Origin of the sequence: Caballeronia sp. dw_19 (assembly GCF_018449515.1) — a bacterium.
GTDB lineage: Bacteria > Pseudomonadota > Gammaproteobacteria > Burkholderiales > Burkholderiaceae > Caballeronia.
This window is the reverse complement of the sequence record NZ_JAAVUQ010000034.1, coordinates 1-19895: the sequence shown is the minus strand read 5'-3', so window position 1 is coordinate 19895 and position 19895 is coordinate 1. Positions and strand designations below refer to the sequence as shown.

The 19895-nt window shown below is 59.9% G+C and carries 16 protein-coding genes; 6 read left to right on the top strand and 10 right to left on the bottom strand.

From position 1 onward, the window contains the following. Window positions 1–85 precede the first annotated feature (85 nt). The 3 genes from HB376_RS31525 (at window position 86) to HB376_RS31515 (ending at window position 3114) form a co-directional block, all read left to right on the top strand. Window positions 86–1078, top strand: coding sequence for a SprT family zinc-dependent metalloprotease (locus HB376_RS31525; RefSeq protein ID WP_213767591.1), 993 nt, complete (start codon window positions 86–88; stop codon window positions 1076–1078). Window positions 1079–1238: 160 nt separating this feature from the next. Continuing rightward, window positions 1239–1625 (top strand): lactoylglutathione lyase, encoded by a 387-nt coding sequence (gene gloA / locus HB376_RS31520; RefSeq protein ID WP_213767590.1) that lies wholly within the window; start codon window positions 1239–1241, stop codon window positions 1623–1625. Window positions 1626–2178: 553 nt separating this feature from the next. After that, window positions 2179–3114, top strand: coding sequence for a DMT family transporter (locus HB376_RS31515; RefSeq protein ID WP_213767589.1), 936 nt, complete (start codon window positions 2179–2181; stop codon window positions 3112–3114). Between the two features lie 9 nt (window positions 3115–3123). Here the strand turns inward: HB376_RS31515 and HB376_RS31510 are convergent, their stop codons facing one another. The 6 genes from HB376_RS31510 to HB376_RS31485 form a co-directional block, all read right to left on the bottom strand. Further along, the gene (locus HB376_RS31510) at window positions 3124–4068 is read right to left on the bottom strand and encodes a LysR family transcriptional regulator (protein WP_213767588.1); all 945 of its coding nucleotides are present in this window, start codon (window positions 4066–4068) and stop codon (window positions 3124–3126) included. Between the two features lie 157 nt (window positions 4069–4225). Next, window positions 4226–5374: a porin gene (locus HB376_RS31505; protein WP_213767587.1), complete on the bottom strand. Its 1149-nt coding sequence runs from the start codon at window positions 5372–5374 to the stop codon at window positions 4226–4228. Window positions 5375–5790: 416 nt separating this feature from the next. Next, window positions 5791–6603, bottom strand: a complete 813-nt coding sequence (rsmA, locus tag HB376_RS31500) for a 16S rRNA (adenine(1518)-N(6)/adenine(1519)-N(6))-dimethyltransferase RsmA (RefSeq protein WP_213767586.1) — start codon at window positions 6601–6603, stop codon at window positions 5791–5793. A gap of 60 nt (window positions 6604–6663) precedes the next feature. Further along, complete coding sequence (pdxA, locus tag HB376_RS31495) at window positions 6664–7656, bottom strand: 4-hydroxythreonine-4-phosphate dehydrogenase PdxA (protein WP_213767585.1); 993 nt, start codon at window positions 7654–7656, stop codon at window positions 6664–6666. Window positions 7657–7667: 11 nt separating this feature from the next. Beyond that, window positions 7668–9038 carry a peptidylprolyl isomerase gene (locus HB376_RS31490; protein ID WP_213767584.1) on the bottom strand — a complete coding sequence of 457 codons (1371 nt, stop codon included), beginning with the start codon at window positions 9036–9038 and terminating at the stop codon, window positions 7668–7670. A gap of 124 nt (window positions 9039–9162) precedes the next feature. Beyond that, window positions 9163–11541, bottom strand: a complete 2379-nt coding sequence (locus HB376_RS31485; RefSeq protein ID WP_213767583.1) for an LPS-assembly protein LptD — start codon at window positions 11539–11541, stop codon at window positions 9163–9165. A gap of 248 nt (window positions 11542–11789) precedes the next feature. On the opposite strand from HB376_RS31485, the gene HB376_RS31480 reads away from it, so the two are divergent. Together HB376_RS31480 and murU are read left to right on the top strand one after the other, a co-directional pair. Continuing rightward, entirely contained in the window at window positions 11790–12830 is a 1041-nt protein-coding gene (locus tag HB376_RS31480) for a phosphotransferase (protein ID WP_213767582.1), read from the top strand. Window positions 12831–12847: 17 nt separating this feature from the next. Next, a complete protein-coding gene (murU, locus tag HB376_RS31475; protein WP_213767639.1) occupies window positions 12848–13540 on the top strand; it encodes an N-acetylmuramate alpha-1-phosphate uridylyltransferase MurU in 693 nt (230 codons plus the stop codon). 32 nt (window positions 13541–13572) lie between these two features. On the opposite strand, the gene HB376_RS31470 is transcribed toward murU, so the two are convergent. Beyond that, on the bottom strand, window positions 13573–13995 hold the full coding sequence (locus tag HB376_RS31470) for a type II toxin-antitoxin system VapC family toxin (RefSeq protein ID WP_213767581.1): 423 nt from the start codon (window positions 13993–13995) through the stop codon (window positions 13573–13575). After that, window positions 13992–14237 (bottom strand): plasmid stabilization protein, encoded by a 246-nt coding sequence (locus HB376_RS31465; RefSeq protein ID WP_213767580.1) that lies wholly within the window; start codon window positions 14235–14237, stop codon window positions 13992–13994. Before HB376_RS31465 ends, HB376_RS31470 begins: the two co-directional genes overlap by 4 nt. A 152-nt stretch (window positions 14238–14389) precedes the next feature. Here HB376_RS31465 and purB point away from each other — a divergent pair, with 152 nt between their 5' ends. Further along, complete coding sequence (gene purB / locus HB376_RS31460; RefSeq protein ID WP_213767579.1) at window positions 14390–15778, top strand: adenylosuccinate lyase; 1389 nt, start codon at window positions 14390–14392, stop codon at window positions 15776–15778. Window positions 15779–15859: 81 nt separating this feature from the next. Here the strand turns inward: purB and HB376_RS31455 are convergent, their stop codons facing one another. Then, window positions 15860–16804 carry an Ig-like domain-containing protein gene (locus tag HB376_RS31455; protein WP_213767578.1) on the bottom strand — a complete coding sequence of 315 codons (945 nt, stop codon included), beginning with the start codon at window positions 16802–16804 and terminating at the stop codon, window positions 15860–15862. Window positions 16805–17521: 717 nt separating this feature from the next. Beyond that, a partial coding sequence (locus tag HB376_RS31450) for an Ig-like domain-containing protein (protein WP_255631664.1) occupies window positions 17522–19895 on the bottom strand: 2374 nt, incomplete at its 5' end.

The following is a 19895-nucleotide window of genomic DNA, read 5'->3' as shown; positions in this document are numbered from 1 at the left end:
GTTATCGCTACGTTCGTTACGTTTGTTTCTATCGTTAGTGTCGTTCTTCCCGTCATTCCTGCGCCGCGTGCGCCAAGCTGAGCCGATGCAGAAGACTCCCTCGCGACAGCGTCCCGCTGCCGCGCTCGACAACCCGCAACTCGACCTGCCGCTCAACCTCCCCAGTGAGCCGAGGCTGTCGAGTGCGGCACCATCGCCTGCTGCGTCGGGCGCACCTGCCTCACCCACCCCTGCCATGCCAGCAACATTGCGTGGCGAGATCGCGCCGACCGATACAACCGAGACGGCAAGCACACCCGCGCCGCCTCTGCGCAAACCCGTTGCGCCCGACGGCACGCGCAACCGGCAACTCGTGCTCGGTTCGCAGATGCTCGATTACCGTTTGAAACGTTCGTCGCGCCGGACGATCGGCTTCACTATCGACGGTACCGGTCTTGCGATTACCGCGCCGCGCTGGGTGACGATCGGGGCAATAGAAAGCGCGATTGCCGAGAAGGAAAAGTGGATCTTCAAGAAGCTCACCGAATGGCAAACGCGCGTGGAGCAACGCGCGGTACCGCGGATTGAATGGAAGGATGGGGCGCAGCTTCCGTATCTCGGGCGAACCGTCACTGTCATGATGACCGCTGCGCCGGGTACGACGGGCAAGAGCGCGACACAACCCGCCTTCGATACAGAAAGTGACGTGCTCTGGCTCGGCCTTCCCGCAATGGCAGAGGGTCAGCTCATTCGCGAGCGCGTGCAACGTTGGCTACATGTTCAGGCGTTGCAGGTTTTCGGCGAGCGGTTGCCCGTGTATGCAGCCAAATTGGGCGTGGAGTTCAGGGCATACGCGTTGTCGTCCGCGGCTACGCGCTGGGGCAGTTGTTCCAGCGACGGCAAGATCCGCCTCAACTGGCGGCTGATTCATTTCCCCGTGCATGTTATCGACTACGTGGTCGCGCACGAACTCGCGCACCTTCGAGAGATGAATCATAGTGCGCGCTTCTGGGCCACCGTCGAATCCATTTTCCCGGACTTTCGCGAAGCGCGGCATACGCTCAAACATCATCCGCCCGAATTGCTGCCCCTGCTTTAACGCCCCGGCGGCGCGGAGCATCGCGCTGCGAGCCTTTGCGGCGGGCGGTACAATTTTGGATGTGGCCATTTTAATCGTGCGCGTTGTTCGCTGAGACACAGTAAAAGACACGGTAAAGCGGACCACCCGTTCCATCGACATTCCCCACAGGAACCCCATCATGCGACTTCTTCACACCATGCTGCGAGTCGGCGACTTGCAGCGATCCATCGATTTCTACACGCGCATCCTCGGCATGAAAGTACTGCGTCAAAGCGAAAACACCGAGTACAAATACACGCTGGCGTTCGTCGGTTATGGCGATGAAAGCGAAACCAGCGTGCTCGAACTGACCTACAACTGGGGCGTCGACAAGTACGACCTGGGCTCGGCTTACGGCCACATCGCGCTGGAAGTGGACGACGCGGCGGCAGCTTGCAATCGCATCCGTGAAGCCGGCGGCAAGGTCTCGCGCGAAGCCGGTCCGGTGAAAGGCGGGACGACGGTGATCGCGTTTGTTGAAGATCCGGACGGCTACAAGGTCGAGTTGATCGAGAAGCATGCTTGAGGCGGTTTGGGGGTAACGACCTGCCAGCGATGGCGGGTTATCTCCAGACTTTCTGCGACGGTCATATTTGCACTGGTTGCTCCCAGCCCCAAAAAAATGGCGCTTTTCGATGCCGCGAAATTTCACCGGTTGCAGATAGGTAGGCTTACGGGGTTCGCAAGGACGTCTATCTGCCTCCTGCGCGAGCAGGGTCCAGCCATGCTGGTATGCAGGTTTCCAGCCAAGCGCTCCCGCGCTGTTTGAGGCTCCTTCGGGAGCCTTGTTCGTTTCCGCCTGATGTGGACCTTTCGCGAATTATCATCAGATATCCTGAATTATTGATGTTCACCAGCGCGATCTATTCATCGTGAACAAAGTGAACAACGGCCAGCGCTCCCCCATTTTCGTGCAGCGCACAACGCGCCAAGATTAGTCACTCGACATTGCCGGGCCGCGCACCAAGTGCCGGTAACGCTGACTCCATGCGCAACGCGCCCGCATGACAGCCTTACGCCATCGATGGCAGAATGCGCCAGAGACTTGGCTCAGCAACCGGTTAAACCACAATAATTCAATGAGCACCACAGCCCTGCCCTCGCGCCGCGCGCCCGACGCGACCGCCATCCTGCTGATGATCGCGCTATGCGCAGTGTGGGGTTTCCAGCAAGTCGCCATCAAGAGCGCGAACGGCTCTTTCCCGCCGCTGCTTCAGGCTGGCATCCGTTCAACCATAGCAACAGTTCTCGTCTGGATATGGACACGTTCACGCGGCGTCGCGCTGTTTCGCCGCGACGACACCCTCGCGTCCGGCCTGCTTGCCGGCGTGCTGTTCGGCGGCGAGTTCGTGTGCATTTTCCTGGGACTGACGTTGACCAGCGCCACGCGCATGGTCGTCTTTCTCTACACCGCGCCGTGTTTCATGGCCCTTGGCCTGCACTGGTTCGTCGCGGGAGAAAAGCTGAAGCGGGTGCAGTGGGCAGGAATAGCGCTCGCGTTCGGCGGCATCGCGCTCGCTTTCGCCGATGGCTTCCTGCACCCGGCAACGGGCAGCGCATCGACATGGCAAGGCACCGCCGGCGATGCTCTCGGCGTGCTCGGCGGCGTGTTCTGGGCAGCGACAACGGTCGTCATCCGCGCATCACCGCTCGCTCGTGCAAGCGCGAGCAAGACGCTCCTCTATCAGCTCGCGGTATCGGCCATTGTTTTGCTTGCGCTCGCCTTCGCGCTCGGGCAAACGCATGTGAGCACGATCACACCAACTGCCGTCGCCAGCCTCGCGTATCAGGCGATCGTGGTGGCGTTCCTGAGCTATCTCACGTGGTTCTGGCTGCTGACGCGCTACATGGCGTCGCGGCTCTCGGTATTCTCGTTTCTCACGCCCATCTTCGGTGTCGCGTTCGGCGTCGTGCTGCTGGGGGAAACGCTGACTACGCGTTTCATGCTTGCATCGGCGCTGGTTGTCACGGGCATTGCGCTGGTCAATGCACCCGCCGGACGGCGGCGTACCTGAAAAGGCCGGCTAACGGGCACGCCCGGCCGCTTGCGCGGCGCGGCTGGCGTCATTCATGATCTGCCCGGCAAGCGTAAGCGCCGCCTCCGCCGCAGCGGATTGCGTTCGATCGGCAAGGCAAACGAGTGCGAATTGAAGCCCCAGTTTGCGCGGATGAACAATCGACACACGCACGAGGCGCTGGCCATCGGGATCTCGCTGCAACACTGAAGCCGTGCAGAACATCACGGCATCGGATCGCGCGACCACATCCTTGAGCGCGGTGACATCGCTACATTCCAACTGCACGGGAACGGCCTCGTGCGCGCGAAACTTCAGCAGCCGGCGCAACGCGTCTTCCATGAACGCAGACAGCGGCACGGACACCATGGGGAATTCGCGCAATGCCGCCAATGGCACCGGCGCACGCGCGAGCAACGGATGACCGGGGCGCACGAACCAGCCGCCGTCGTGACTGGTCAGGCGATGGGTGGTGACATCGGGCGCAGCCGGCGTTTCACGACGATCCATCACCACGAAATCAGCATCCTCCGAGCGCAGGCTTTGCATCAGCGCGCTGGCTTCTGCTATTTGTACGGATACCTTGGTAGCCGGAAACTGCCGTGCACATTCGACCAGTAAATCTGGAAACAGGATGGCGGCGGCATAAGGCCCCATTCCGATTCTCACTTCCCCCAGCGCGTCCGACCTGATCAACTCGACATCGCGAAAAAGACAGCGTGTTTCGAACAGCACGCGCCGGGCACGCTCGACCAGCATCCGGCCGGCAGCGGTTGTCGCCACGCCGCGGGCCGCGCGATCGAAAAGCTTGATATCGAACTCGTCTTCCAGCGCCTGGATACTACGGCTGAGCGCGGGCTGACTCAGATGAACCCGCTCCGCCGCACGCGCGAAACTACCCTCTTCGGCGAGCGCAACCATATGCGCGAGGCGACGCGAATTGATCTCATGCATGATTTAAAACGGAACCCTAAATAATTGATCGCTGGTTTCGGAGCCGGGTGGTTATATCACCTCCTGCTGCCGCGGAGCCGCGCATACCGGCGCCGGACGTTCGTGAAAAATTGCAAAAAACCGGCGGCGTCCCGCGCCGGATGCCGCCGGTCCCGGCTCAAAACTTGTGCCGGATTCCGGCCATCACGCCAAGCTGCGTGCTTTTCTGCGCGAGGCTGACAGCGTTGACCCCTTGCAACTGAGAGCCGATCAGATCGCCCCTATAGAGTGAATAATCGGTTTCCAGATACACGTCTGTGCGCTTGGACAGGTCGTAATCGGTGACCAGTTGAAATTGCCACGCCGAGCCGTCCTGCGGTTGGGTCTTGCCGGCCTGCAGCGTGCGCCACACGTTTGCGGCGAAGTGCCATGCACCTGCTTGCTGCGTAACGCCGCCGAGTATCATCCTGCGCCGCTTGAAGTCGGAGTATTTCAGCGCGGCGAGTCCCGGCGCGGCGAAGGGTCCGTTGGCGAAGGTGGAGAACCCCTTGTCGTTCTGATTGACGATATAACCCAGCGCGAAACGCGTCTTGTCCCACGTGTACGAACCGCCAACGGTCCACGCCTTTGCGTTGCTGCCGTTGAGCGAGTCCTTCGTCTCCTTGAACGCTCCACCGAGCGTGAATGGGCCGTTCGCCGGCGCGTAGGCTGCTGCTACGCCGTACTGGCTGCCATATGCCATATGACCAGCGTTGCCGCTGAACGAATAGGCGGTCGAGATGCGAAAGTCCTTGTACCTGCCGTGATACTGGATCTGGTTGCTGCTCCAGATACCGCCGGTCATGGTGACTTCGGGCTGAAAGTTGAAGTCGTAGGGAATCCATGGATTGCTGGAGTACCCGCCCATGGTGATGCCTTCGATCATCACGTTGTACTGACGGCCCAACACGACCTGCCCATACGTCGACGACTGCAGGCCGATTTGCGCTTCGTTGAAAAACGGCATGGTGGTGTCGCTCTGGCCGTTGTTCAGGAGAAAGCGGTTTTCGAGCTTGAAGAAGGTTGACCAGCCACCGCCCAGATCTTCAACGCCCTTGATGCCCCAGCGGCTCTCGCTCATGCCGCCGGGTCCCATCAGGAAGCGGCCGTTACCCCGTGTGTCGGCGTTGGACAGATAGCGCACGCTCACGTCGGCGATGCCGTAGAGCGTGACGCTGGATTGTGCGTGGCTCGTTTCGCAGGCGAACGCGGCGGGCAGCAACGCGTAAGTCACCTTGCACCATTTTCCCAATCCACCCGTTTTTTTAAGTTGTCCCGACCTGTTCATACGTCTCCTCGTGATGTCGTCATGCGACGATCAGGCCTCGCCTGTATCGCCACGAATCAAAGAAGTCGTTGCCCGTCTCCGATGCATACCCGCGTCATGCCGCTGAAGCGATTGCCCCTTACAAGAGTCTTTCTGCGCGTTTGCGCTGCCAATTTGAGACCAGCGATGGGATTAACTCCAGTGCATTTCTTGCATCGCGAGGATGCAGTGGCCGCATGAAGGCAAGAAGAAAAGGGGAGCGGACAGAGGTCGCGAGATTCGCGTCAGCGAACCCGGAATAATGAGATAAAAAAGACGCAGGGAGCGGCAGCAAGGGCGATAGCGGCTTGATAAAACTGCCTTGACGCGACCGGCGAGGCCCGCTCAGGCGAAACACCACACGCGCTATCGAAACCCGTCTGCGGCCTTAAAAGCGACTACTGCGCCGCCTTCACCACCTGCGCCAGTTTCACGAACTCGGCCACGGGCACTTCTTCCGCGCGGCGTGAAAGGTCAAATCCCAGCGCATCGAAATCCACGCGATCTCGATACACGCCCAACGTATTGCGCATCATCTTGCGCCGCTGCGAGAACGCCGCGAGCACGACTTCGCCGAGAACCTTGTCATCCACGTCCGGCAACTCATGCGGCGCGAAGGGAATCATCCGCACGATCGCGGAATTCACTTTCGGCGGCGGATTAAAGGATTCGGGCGGGACGTCGATGAGCTTATCGATTGCATAGCGATACTGAAGCATCACGGTCAGCCGGCCAAAGTCCTTGTTGCCCGGCTCGGCGATCATCCGGTCCACCACTTCGTCCTGCAACATGAAATGCTGATCGATGACTTTCGGCGCGAACGCGGTCAGGTGAAACAGCAGCGGACTGGAAATGTTGTAGGGCAAATTCCCGACAATCCGCAGTGACGGTTTTTCACCTTCCAGCGCGAGCGAACCAAAATCGAACGCGAGGGCGTCGCCGGCATGCAACGCCAGCAGATTGCCAAACCGCTTCTCAAGCCGTCCGATCAAATCACGATCCAGTTCTACCGCGTGCAGCGGCGATTCGGGCGTGGAGAGCCGTTCGACCAGCGGCGCGGTGAGCGCGGCAAGACCCGGGCCGATTTCGACCATGCGTTCGCCGCGCTTGGGCGCGATGGTGTCGACGATCGAATCGATCACGCCTTGATCAACGAGGAAGTTCTGCCCGAAGCGCTTGCGCGCGAAGTGGCCCTGGTGCTTGATGGACATCGGAGAAGCCGATTAAAACCGCAATGAAAAGGAAACAGACAAGGAACGAGGCAAAAGAAATCAGGCTGTGCGGCGGTGGCGCGCCATGGCGACGGCTGTGTCGATAGCCACCATCAGGCTGCCCGGATCGGCGCGGCCCGTGCCGGCCAGATCGAGCGCAGTGCCGTGATCGACCGACGTGCGGATGATCGGCAGCCCCAGCGTGATGTTGATGCCTTCGCCGAACGTCGCGAATTTCAGGACCGGCAAACCCTGGTCATGGAACATGGCGAGCACGCAATCGGCGTCTTTGAGATAACGCGGCTGGAACAAGGTATCAGCCGGATAGGGACCGGGAGCGTCAATGCCCAGCGCGCGCGCTTGCAGCAGCGCAGGCGTGATGACATCGATTTCCTCGCGGCCCAGATAACCATTTTCGCCCGCGTGCGGGTTGAGCCCGGTCACGAGGATGCGCGGTTTCGGCAGACCGAACAGCGCTTTCAGATCGCGGTCAATAATGCTCAACGTCTCGACAATGCCATCCACCGTCAACGCCGCCGACACGTCTTTCAGCGGCAGATGGGTGGTAGCGAGCGCGACGCGCAGCGGCCGGTCGCCCATGCCCGCGAGCATCATGACAACGCGCGGGGTATGCGTGCGTTCAGCGAGATATTCGGTGTGGCCGGTGAACGGAACGCCGGCGTCGTTGATGGTACTTTTCTGCAGTGGCGCGGTGACGATGGCATCGAACCGACCGCTCACCGCCCCGTCTATGGCTGCATCGAGCAGGCCGAGCACATAGCGCCCGTTCGCGGCGTTCAGCGTGCCCGCGGTGACGGGCACGCTCAGCGCGTGATGCTCGATCTCGATTGCCGCGCCCGTTGAAAGCCACGGCGATGAACCAGCCCGCTCGGCCATCAGCTCACGGTCGCCAAGCACGGTAAAGCGCACCGACGGCCAGCGCTGAGCCGCTTCAGCCAGCGCCGCCACCGTCAATTCAGGCCCCACGCCCGCCGGTTCCCCGGTGGTAATGGCTATGGACAATAGAGACGGTGAGCGGCTTGCTGCGTTCATCTCGCCAAACCTTACTGGTTCAGCGCTTGTTGAGCCGCGACGCCCTTGTACTGCACGTAAGCGGTGTCGCGCAGTTCACGCAGCCAGTCGGAATACGCTTGCTCGGCCTTGCGCTGACCGATCGCCTGACGCGCCGTGTCCAGTTGCTGCTGCACTGAACCTTCTGCCTCGCGGCGTCCCAGCACCTGGATCAAGTGATAACCGTACTCGCTGCGAACCGGGTCGCTGACCTGACCGTCTTTCAGGTTGTTCATGGCGCGCTCGAATTCCGGCACGGTTTCGCCCGGGCTGATCCAGCCGAGGTCCCCGCCTTGCGACGCGGAACCGTCCTGCGAATAAGTCCGCGCGAAGTTGGCGAAATCGCCGCCCTTCTGAACGTCATCCTTGATTTCCAGCAGCTTCTGACGGGCGGCCGACTCGGACACGCCATCGGCTACGCGCAGCAAGATGTGCCGGACGTGGGTTTGCACGAGCTTCGGGGCATCGGCGGCCTGGCCTTGGCCTGTCCGGCGCTCCACCAGCTTGATGATCTCAAAACCGCCGTCGGTGCGAATCAGTTGCGGATTCACCTCGTTCGGACGCAGCGTTGCAACCGCGCTCACAATGGAAGCCGGCAACGAAGCCTGCGTGCGGAAACCGAGATCGCCGCCCTTGGCTGCGTCGGTATCCTGCGTATTGTTCTTGGCCAGCTTGGCAAAGTCCGATCCGCTTTGCGCGTCTTTCAGCACGCCTTCGGCCTTCGCCTGGATAGCGGCAATGTCAGCCTGCGACGCGTTCTCCGGCACCTTGAACATGATGTGCTGGAGATGCAGGTCGTTGGACTGGAGGGCGTTCGGTCCACGCTGGCTGGCAACGTAGTTGGCCACTTCGCCGTCCGACACCGTGATCTTGCTGTCCACCTCTTTCTCACGCAATTTCGATAGCGTCAGCTCGGTGCGGGCATCGCGCTGGAAAGTCGTCCAGGGCACCCCTTGCGCCTCGATGCGCGCGCGGTACACGTCGAGCGTCATCTGGTTTTGCTGCGCGAGACGCTCGAGCGTGCGTTGCACGGTCGCGTCGTCAATGGTGATGTTGTCTTCCTTCGCCTTCTGCAACTGAATCCGCTCGATCACCATCTGGTCGAGCACCTGGCGTTGCAGCTGATCCGCCGGCGGAACCGGCGCGTTCTGCTGTTGCAGGCGGCGCACGATCAGACCCGTGCGGTCGGCGAGTTCACGTTCCGTGATGACGTCGCTGTTCACAACAGCCGCGACAGAGTCCGCAATCTGCGCGCCGCCCGCCGTGGGCGAGGGCGCCAGCGCCTGAGCGTGCGCCACCGGTCCGGCCAGTAAAGCTGCGGCGAAAACACCTGCCGCGAACATTGCGCACTTCAACTTGTTCATGTTTGACACAGATACTCCATCGATTGCGGCCGGTGACCGACCCTGTTGCCTGTTGCCCTTCTGCCCTGTACCTACGGCTTCCTGCCTATACCCTGGCGTATTCCCCGGCACCCGCTCCGCACGCTCATTCGTAATTCGTGTAACGCGCGAGCGGTGCGGGCGGCGGCGGCGGCGGCGTGTAACCGTTGACGCCGGCGCGGAACGCCGCGGTCAGCCCATTATCGACGTTCGACAGGCCCTTGAACGTCATTTGAGCGAGAATACGCGTCCCGGCAGTGTTACTTCCGGTGCTGGTGATACCGTTTGCGTAACGCTGCAAGCCAACGCCCAAGGTCCAGCAGTCGGCATCGTACTGGAAGCCCAGCAGCCCGTCGACGAGTCGATGCCCCGCCAGATCGTAGTTCACCCGGGCGACGCTATAAATGTGTCGCGACAATGGCCATTGTGCCGAAACCAGAATCTGGTTGATCGGCGAGGTGGACAGCGTGGTCTCGTTCGCCCGCGTGTACCTATACCCAATATTGATGACTTCGCGCGCCGCCGGGCTGAACCCGAAACCGATGCTCGACCGCACCAACTGGTTGTTGTCGGCATTATATTGGAACGCAGTTTCCTGTGAAAAACCAGCGCCCAGCTTGAAAGACGCGCCCAGGATCAGGTCCGAGTGTTTCGCCTGGTCGAGCGGCTGGCCTTCCGTGATCGTGACGCGCTGCGGCTGGAAATAATACTGCTGCGCGATCACAAAACGCGCGCGTTCGTCGCCCGTTGCCGGGTTGATGAAACGCGAGGTCAGGCCCACCGTCAGACGGTTTGCATCGGCAATACGGTCGTTACCCGCGTACGTGTTCGGCGTATAGATTTCAGCGAGGCTGAAGTCCGACTGGCCGGTGTCGAAGATCGGCGCGAATTCCTGATTGCGATACGGCGTGTACACGTAATACAGGCGCGGCTCCAGGGTCTGGATGTAATCCTCCCCGAAGATGCGCACCGAACGGTCGAACACCAGGCCGGTGTCGAAGCTGACGGTAGGAATGGATTCCGACAGGTTCTTCGGCTGGCCCGCGGGCGTACCGTTGGCCGCACTGCCGATCTCGTTCAGGTCGTACGACGCGAAGTGATACTGGATCTTCGGCGTAACGAAATAACCGGGTCCGGTGACGCTGTAGCTCAGGTACGGATTAAAGACAACGCGCTGACCTTCCGTGGAGTCCGCGATGGTGGTCGTAAAGCGCGTGTAGTCCGCTTCCGCGCCGTAGTCGAAACCGCCGACGTTGTACTTGTTGTACAGGACATTCAACTGCGGTTCGCGCGCATACGGCGAGGTCGCCGGCGGCAACACCTGCCAGCGCTGCTCGTGAGCGAGAATCGACCACGGTCCGTTGTTGTACGTGAGCCCCACTTCCTGCTGATACAGCACCTGCGTGCCGTTGATGATCTGGTTCGACGCGTTGCCCAGGTCTTCCGGATACTGATTGTCCGAGACCTTGTTGTAGTTGATATAAGCGCCGAAACCGCCGCCAAAGTTCTGCTGGTGCTGGATGTAGATCGCATAGCGGTTCGTATGCGTCTGCAAGTCCTGCGGCAGGAATTCGCCGGTGATCGTGCCCGAATAAGTCGGCGACAAATACCGGAACGTCGACTGGATCTGAATACCGCGGCGTGTCATCAGGCGCGGCGTGACCACCAGATCGCGATTCGGCGCGATATTGAAGTAGTACGGCATCTCCACTTCAAAACCGGTGGTCGAATTCACCGACACCGTGGGCGGCAAGAGGCCGCTGCGCCGTTCGCCGGTCAGCGGGAACGACAGCCACGGGCTCGCGAACACCGGGAAGCCCTGGAAGAACAGCACACCGTTGTGCGCGACGCCTTCGTTCGCGCCGGTATCGAAATCGAACGACGTACCCTTGATGTACCAGGCCGGATCCAACTCGCACGAACACGCCGTGTACGTGCCGTGATCCACGCGCGTTTGTTCGTCATCGATCAGGTCCGCGCGCTGCGCGCTGCCCGAGCCGTTCGAGAGATTGAAGCGGTACTTCGGGTTCGTCATGTAACCCTCGTTCGCCTCCACCTTCAAGTGCGCTTCCGGGCCGATGAACGAATTGCCGTTGTTGAAGATCCTGACATGGCCGTAAGCATCGGCCATGTCGGTGTCCTGGTCGTAATGCAGCGCATCCGACTTGATCACCGAGACGTTACGGCGCAATTCGGCCGAACCCTTCGCGGCCATGTCCTGGTCGGCCGTGCCCGTGGTGTGGTCGCCGAGCACGAACGTGGCCGGCTGGCTGCCCTGGCGCAACGGCCGCTCTTCGAGCTGCGGCGCAAGCCGCAGGCTCCAGGCGTCGCCGAGCGGTTGCGAGTCGGCTGCCGCGCCCGCTAGCTGCGCGTGCGCGAGCGCCGGCATCAGGCCCGGCACGGCTATCAGCGCGGCGAACAGCCGCCGTCTGCGTAGCCGCGTTTCGCGCAATGGAACTGGTTTGGAAAACTGTCGTGGCGGCATGTTTGAGTGCTGTTCAATCGCGTCACGCTCGGCGCTCGACGAGAGCGTCCTGGCACAGTCACCGGAACTCGCGCCACCGGAGTTGACGGTTCGCTGCGAACGAAAGTGAATCGATCGATGGATGGTCGGGCGGTAATCTTAACCACCGGCAGCCGTCATGGCTTGCCGGAGGCTTCGCGCCGGGCGCAAACGGAATGCTTAAAAAGTCGTGGGGTATTATATGGCAAGACGTTTCACCCCTCGAGTTTATGACGCCCAATCCCCCCAATTCCTCGAATTTCCGCCTTACACAACTTCACGACTGGCTGCAGACTGTGGCCGAGCGGTATCGGCTGGATCTTTCCACGCTGGCGCCCGCTTCCACCGACGCCAGTTTCCGGCGCTATTTCCGGCTGGCGAGCAACGCCGGGCTCGAATTCGGCAAGACCCTGATTGCCGTCGATGCCCCGCCGCCCGAGAAGTGCCGCGAATTCGTGCAGGTCGCGGGTTTGTTGCGCGAAGCCGGCGTGCATGTGCCGCAGATCCTGGAGACAGATTTCGATGCCGGTTTCATGCTGGTGACGGATCTCGGCACGACCACGTACCTCTCCGTACTCGATGAAAAAAACGCGCGGCCGCTGATGCGCGCGGCTATTGATACCTTGATCCGGTTTCAGTCGACCTCGCGCGAAGGCGTCTTGCCTGCTTTCGACGAAGCGTTTCTGCGTCGCGAAATGGAACTGATGCCGGAGTGGTTCGTGACGCGTCATCTCGGCCACACGCTGGACGCGGCTGAACGCAAGGTACTCGACGACACATTCAACGTTCTGGTTCAAAGCGCGCTGGCACAGCCGCCAATCTTCATGCTGCGCGATTTCATGCCGCGCAACCTGATGGTCAGCGAGCCGAATCCCGGCGTGCTGGACTTCCAGGACGCGGTGTATGGGCCGTTGACCTATGACATCGCTTCCTTGTTACGCGACGCGTTCATCAGTTGGGAAGAAGCGTTCGAACTCGATTGTTTTGTCTATTACTGGGAAGGCGCGCGCGCAGCGGGATTGCCCGTGGACGCCGATTTCGGCGAGTTTTACCGGCAGATCGAGTGGATGGGCTTGCAGCGGCATATCAAGGTTCTGGGGCTATTCGCGCGGATTTATCATCGCGATGGAAAACCGCAATATCTGGCCGATTTGCCGCGGTTCTTGGGCTATGCGAGGAAGGTGTCCGAACGCTACAGGCCGTTAAGGCCGTTTGCCCGCTTGCTCGATACGCTGGAAGGCCGCGCCGTGGATGTGGGATATACGTTTTGACGGCTCTCAACGTAGCCATGATTTTCGCCGCCGGGCGTGGCGAGCGCATGCGGCCCCTGACTGACAGACGTCCCAAACCTTTGCTTGAAGCCGGTGGCAAAGCGTTGATCGTGTGGCAAATCGAGCGGCTCGCTGCCGCCGGATTCAAGACGATCGTCATCAATCACGCGTGGCTTGGGCGCATGCTTGTATCGAATCTCGGCAATGGTTCGCGCTGGGGCGTTGAAATTCGCTACTCGCCTGAAATACATGCGCTGGAGACGGCGGGCGGAATTGCCAAGGCTTTACCGCTGCTGGAAGAGCATGGCGAAGCCACCGTTTTCGCGGCGGTCAGCGGCGACGTGTTCTGCGAATTCGACTACGCACACTTGCACGAACGCGCCGCACAGATGGCGTTGCGTGATGAACCTGCGATGCATCTGGTGATGGTGCCGAATCCGCCCTTTCACACCCTCGGCGATTTCGCGCTTGATCCGAATGGCCGGCTCTCTCTTGATGGCTCGCCGCGCTTCACGTTCGGCAATATCGGCCTATACGATACCCGCATGTTTCGCGATCTCGCGCCCAACACACGGCGCGCATTGACGCCGTATTACCAGGAGACGGTCGCAGCCGGACGTGCTACAGGCGAGTTGTATGAAGGCCGATGGGAGAACGTTGGAACGGCGGTGCAGTTAGAGGCGCTGGATCGCGAACTGAGGGGCAAGTGAACGCAAAAGCGGACGCAAGCGGACGCTGCACGCTACGCTGCCGACCAGGGATCAATGACCGGGATTCCTGTCGCTTCGAAGTCCTTGCCGTTTCGCGTTGCGAGCACTGCGTCGCAACTGTGGCAGATAGCGGCGATTTGCGCATCGGCTGAACTGATTGGCCGGCCTTGCGCCTCGCGTGCGGCTACGAGGGCCGCATACCGACGCGCGGAACCCTGGTCGAAGGCTAGCACCTTGCCGGCTAATTCTCCGTCAAGCATCGATTCGATCGCGCCGCGCAGCGCGGTTTTGCGTTGGCCGTGCGGAAGCCGCGCAACACCGTACAACAATTCTGCAACGGTAATGGCCGTGGTGTGCAAGTCATGCGAGTTTTGCGCATCCAGCCAGGCCAGCACGTTTTCGTCGGGGTTGGCGCGCATGAGCTCCGACAAGACATTCGTGTCCAGAATAATCATTCCGGAAACTCAGCGGCCCGTGGCCGTTCCGTCCGTTCCGGTAGCGTCAGACCGTTGTCGGCAAGACTCGCAAAGCGTTGATGAATGCGGCTGCCGAAACCCGTCACGTTTGCTGTGCCCGCTACCGCATTCTGCAAGATCACTCGCACCTCCTCTTCCATGGAACGGCCATGCCGGGCAGCTTCCACACGAAGCAATGCCTTAACTTGATCGTCCAGGTTGCGAATTGTCAGCGTTGCCATTGGGCACTCCATTTTGCTGTCATTGACTGCAATGCTATCATAAAATGCATAGAATGGTCTCGAGCCAGCAGGTTGATACACGCGCCATTCGGTGACTGGTTCGCAAATGTTAAAATCTCTCCTTCCCTTTCGCCTTTTCTTCGCGGTTGCCCATGTCCGATACCCGTTCCGATACCCTCTTCGCGCTGACCGCGCTGTCGCCGCTCGACGGCCGTTATGCCGCCAAAACTGAAGCGCTGCGGGAGTGGCTGTCCGAATACGCGTTCATGAAACATCGCGTGAAGGTCGAAGTTCACTGGCTGATCTCGTTGTCGCAAGCGGGATTCGACGAAATCCCGAGCTTTTCCGAAGCGTCCGAGAATTTCCTTCTGCAACTCGCCGAACGCTTCACCGTGCACGATGCCTCTCGCATCAAGGACATCGAAAAGGTCACGAATCACGACGTCAAGGCCGTTGAATACTGGCTCAAGGAATCCGTAAAAGGACAGCCGGAGCTGGAACGCGCGAGCGAGTTCATCCACTTTGCGTGTACATCGGAAGATATCAACAATACGTCGCACGGCATGATGATCGCGGGCGCGCGCGAACACGTCATGCTGCCCGCGCTGCGCTCCGTGCACGAGCGCCTGATCAAACTCGCCCACACGCATGCCGCGCAGCCAATGCTCGCACGCACGCACGGCCAGCCGGCCAGCCCGACAACGCTCGGCAAGGAAATGGCGAACGTGGCGGCGCGCTTGCAAAACGCGATAGAACGGATTGCGGAAGTGCCGATTCTCGGCAAAATGAATGGCGCTGTCGGCAATTTCAATGCGCATCTTTCTGCTTATCCGGATTTCGACTGGGAAGTGTTCTCTGAAGGCGTGGTGGAAGACCGGTTGAAACTCACGTTCAATCCGTACACCATTCAAATTGAACCGCACGATTACATGGCCGAATTGTTCGACGCCATGGCGCGCGCCAATACCATCCTGCTCGATCTCGATCGCGATGTGTGGGGTTATATCTCCGTCGGTTATTTCAAGCAGCGGACCAAAGCGGGTGAGATCGGGTCATCGACCATGCCGCATAAGGTCAATCCTATCGACTTCGAAAATTCGGAAGGCAATCTGGGCCTGGCGAATGCAACGCTGCGCCATCTCGCCGACAAACTCCCCGTCTCGCGCTGGCAACGGGATCTCACGGATTCAACGGTGCTGCGCAACATTGGCGTGGCGTTCGGTTATTCGCTGCTGTCCTATGACTCTTTGATTCGCGGACTCGATAAACTCGAAGTGAACGCCGTACGCCTGAATGAAGATCTGGATAATTGCTGGGAAGTTCTGGCCGAACCGGTGCAAACGGTCATGCGGCGTTATGGCGTTGAAAATCCGTATGAGCAGTTGAAGGAATTGACGCGCGGCAAAGGCATTACGCGCGAAGGCTTGCAGTCTTTCATCAGCGGACTGGCCATTCCGGATGAAGCCAAGCAATTGCTGCTCGCCATGACGCCCGGGTCATATGTGGGTAAGGCTGTCGAATTGGCGAAGCGGATCAAGTAACACTCAAGTAACACCGTAGCCGCGTGTTTTGACCGGAAGCAGTTCGGGGAAGGTTGTCCCGAACTGCTTTTTGCTGCCCGCTCAATGCAACTCGATTCGCACTGCCTGCTCGATCAGCAATTCAGTGTGGCTACCCGAGTGCTCAATCACGTTGAACGTGTGCCCGCCAACCTGCGCGGTTCCGTGATGCTGCCATTGACCGTCGGACAATCCCGCAACAGGTGAGTTGCTCAGGTCAACTGAATCGCCATCCTTGCCGGTGACCATCAGTTGCTGTTTGCCATCGTCGAGAAAAAGATTGTGCTCGCCCAGGCTGAGTGTGTCGGCCAGCGACATTTTCAACGCGTTGTGTTGACCGCCAAGATCGAAGCCGCCAATCCCTGAGGACGTCGCCAGCGATCTGTCCGTCAGCGCGCCAAGATCCAGAACCTGGTGATGACCGAGAAACGCGAACGTTTCGACACTCTTCTCACCATGGGCGAACTCCAGTGTTCGCCTTGCATAAGGCTCGGACGGCTTTGGGGGCTCTGACGGCTCGGCGGCATTGACGGCACTGGAAACAGTGTGTCCCGAGGCGTCGCTGTCTGGAATCCTCGCGGCAGACCGGACGTGAAAGAAGTTCGCGGGAAAATAGGGCACGCTGCTGAGCGCGGAGTCAGCCGCCGCGTCAGTCGCGTAGAGGGACGCGTGGTTCGCGAAAACGTCGTCAATAAGCGGGGTTTCAACCGCTTCGGTTGTAACGGTGAAGTAATTAACCGTGCGGTCGCCGCCATAGTCTGCAGCCTGAACCGCCGACAAGTCGTGGACGCCATCGAAAAGCGGTGTGGAGAGCTGGAGCGACCACCCCCCCTGCCCATTCGCGACTACGACTCCGAGCAGCGTTGCACTGTCGTACACGTCTACAGTTGCGAACGGATTGGCCGTGCCGACAATCAATGGCTTTTCAGTGTGGATCGTACCGCCATCTTTCGCGCCTCCCACTTCGGTTATGACAGCTTGTGCGCGAACATCTAGGTTAGAGACCATTTTCGCGAATCCTTTTTTATAGCGAGTCAATGCAACCGCGCATGACTGATCAAGAAGTGGCTGCGACTTTCACCGTGTCAATACAATCGACCTGTATTTTCTGCTGCACCGGCAATTCGGCATGGGCGTTCAAATGCGGGTCGACGTTATGCACAAACACCGTCAACCTGCGCGCCCATGTTCTTATTCGTTGCCCTTCATCACTGGGCCATCGGAAGTTCGAAAAGGTCAACGAAACTTCCCTCCTTGCCATTTAACGCAGACTGTTGCGTGCATCCTTGCGGAACAAGTCCTCTTCGCTTTTGATGCCGCTGACGCTATGCGACATGCGATCGACAGACAGGTCGCTCAGGCAAGGATGATGCGCTCGACATCCTGCCTCCCAGAAAATTGCGATGCGTTCGACGATAAAGCACCGCGCGTAGCGGCTCCATCTCAACATTGAAATTCAGAGTTTTGGGACGACGCGCAGGGATGTGTTGACAACCGTGCTTGTTTTGAACGTGTCGATGCGATGCTGAATTGGTTGCTGTCAATGCGTCTCGCCGGCTGTTACGTCGACGACGAAATGATGATGCCGTCAGGGCGATCTGCGCCGTTAAGAGGACGCAAAAAAGCCGTTGCAGAATCACTTCTGCAACGGCGGCCAATCAGCTTTTTCGGGTCATGCAACCGACGATCCTTTTTGGAACCGTCGGTCTTAAAGACTTCCTTAGCTTAGTTATGCAACGCGATCTGCACGCCTTGCTGAACCAGCAACTCGGTGTGCGCGCCGGAGTGTTCGTACACGTTGTACGTCACCCCGCCTACCACCGCCGTGCCTTCCGCCTGCCACTGACCGTCAGCCACGCCCGCGATGTGCGCATTCGACAGATCAACCGTGTCGCCATTAGAACCCTTCACCATCAACTGCTGATGGCCGTCCTTCTGGAACAGGTCCTGTTCACCGAGGTTCAGCACGTCCGTCAGCGAAAGCTTCAGGTTGTTCGCGTGACCACCCAGGTCGATCACTTCGATGCCCGAGATCTTCGCCGCCGCTGTCTGGCCGGTCAGCGAGGTCAGGTCGAGCACCTGGTGATCGCCCGTCAAATGCAATGTATCGATGGCGCCGCCTTTCGCACCTTCAATGTGTGCTGTGCCTTGCTTGAAGTACGACGCCGGGTCGAGGTTCAGATCGACTGTTTCGTTGCCATGCGCCGCCACGCCGTGGAACACCCCTGTTGCGTCAATCGCGATATGTTGGCTGTCTTGTGTCTGCTCCACTGCCGCTACAGGTTGAGAATCTGTGTCAGTGGCGCTTACCGTCTGCTGGCTGTCCGTTGTTGATGCCGCTGCCTGTTCGGCGTCATGAGTTGACTGCGTTTCGTGGACCGCCATTAAATTTTGCGTGCCAGTCACTATCGAGCCGGCGAACGGTACGTAGGCACCACTTGCCGTCCAGCCGTCAACGACGCCGTTTGTAGTGTCTGCCAACTTGATACAGCCTGTTCCGCCAACATAGGGGGCACCGACAGGGACGAACCAGACCTGGAATATGCCTTGACTGGTGTCGCCCGAGCCCTTTGCGAGAGGCAATTTCAGGACTACATTGCTACCACCCGGAGTATAAATGCTAGTTGCAAGCCAGTTGCCGGATAACCCCATAGCGTTTACAAAGAGACTTCCTGCCGGCATTATTAGACCGGTAAAATCGAATGCCGCTATAGAGTCCGAGGCGTCGACAGGCGTCACATGTATCGTCCCTCCATGCCCTGTGTAGCTTTGTGCCGCTTCCGTAAAGCTGTACCCTGCCGAATACGCGCTCTGGCCAGCGCTGTTTTCCACGCGAGCCGTATAGGTGTGAGTTCCCACCGCCACGGCTGAATCGTTGTAAGACCAGTTTGTGCCACTCATGGTCGCATTGCCTACCTTGACGCCGTCGCGGTAGACCACCAGCGTCTCGCCACTCAACAACGTATGGTTCACCGTGCCTTGAACGATCGGCGAAGTGTCCTTAGTCGAGCCACCTTTCGCAATGTTCACGTTGCTGCCCGATGAGTCATCGACCAGGTTGGTGATCGTGACGGTTTCGGTGGGCGCGGTGGAGAAGGTGAAGCTCGTATTGGCCGAATGGGCGCTGGCCGTACCTGCTGCGTTCGTCTCCGTCACATTGATACTATGCGTGCCAGCCGCCAAGTCCGTCGCTGGCGTGAATGTCCACTTGCCGTTCGTGTCAACCGTGGCCGTGCCGAGCACCGTTGAGCCGTCATATACCGTGATCTTGTCGCCCGCCGTGCCTGTGCCGCTGATATGCGGATGCCCGTCGGCCGTCGTGCTGCCGGCCGGAATCGACGCGTTAGCGTCGTCGGTCAGGGTCGGCGCTGCCGGCGTAGCCGGCGTGCTGGTGTTCACCGTGAAGGTGAACGTGTTCGAGACTGCGCTCGTTACGCCCGCGCTGCTCGTTTGCGTAGCCGTGAGGGTGTGAGCACCCGTCGCCCACGTCAACGTTCCCCACCACCAAGAGCCGTCCGTGGCCACGGTAGCCGAGCCCACCAAAGTCGCGCCATCGTAGAGCTTGACCGTGTCGCCAGCAATGCCGGTTCCATAGACATTATTCGCAGCGTACGGTGTCGTGCTACCCGACGGCACTTTCGCGGCCTCGGCACCGGCGCTGACACTCCATTCGCCCAGGACGGTGATCACCGGCGGCGCCACTGTCTGCGCGAACGTGTACGTCGCTGCACCCGACATCGCACTCGTTGTGCCCGCCGCATTGGTTTGCGTTGCAGTGATGCTATGGGCACCTATCGACAGATCCGTTGCCGGCGTGAAGGTCCACTTGCCGGTGCCATCCACCTTGGTCGAGCCGATCATGGTCGCCCCATCGTAAATCTTGATGATGTCGCCCGACACACCCGTGCCGCTGATATGTGGATGGCCGTCGCTCGAACTCGCGCCCGCCGGAATTGACGCATTGCTGTCATCCGTCAAGGTCGGTGTAGCCGGTGCAGCCGGCGTGGTGGTGTCCACCACCACGGCCGTTGCCGGCGACGTCGCGCTCGGCGTGCCCGCCGGGTTCGTTTCAATCACCGTGAAGCTGTTCGAGCCGTTG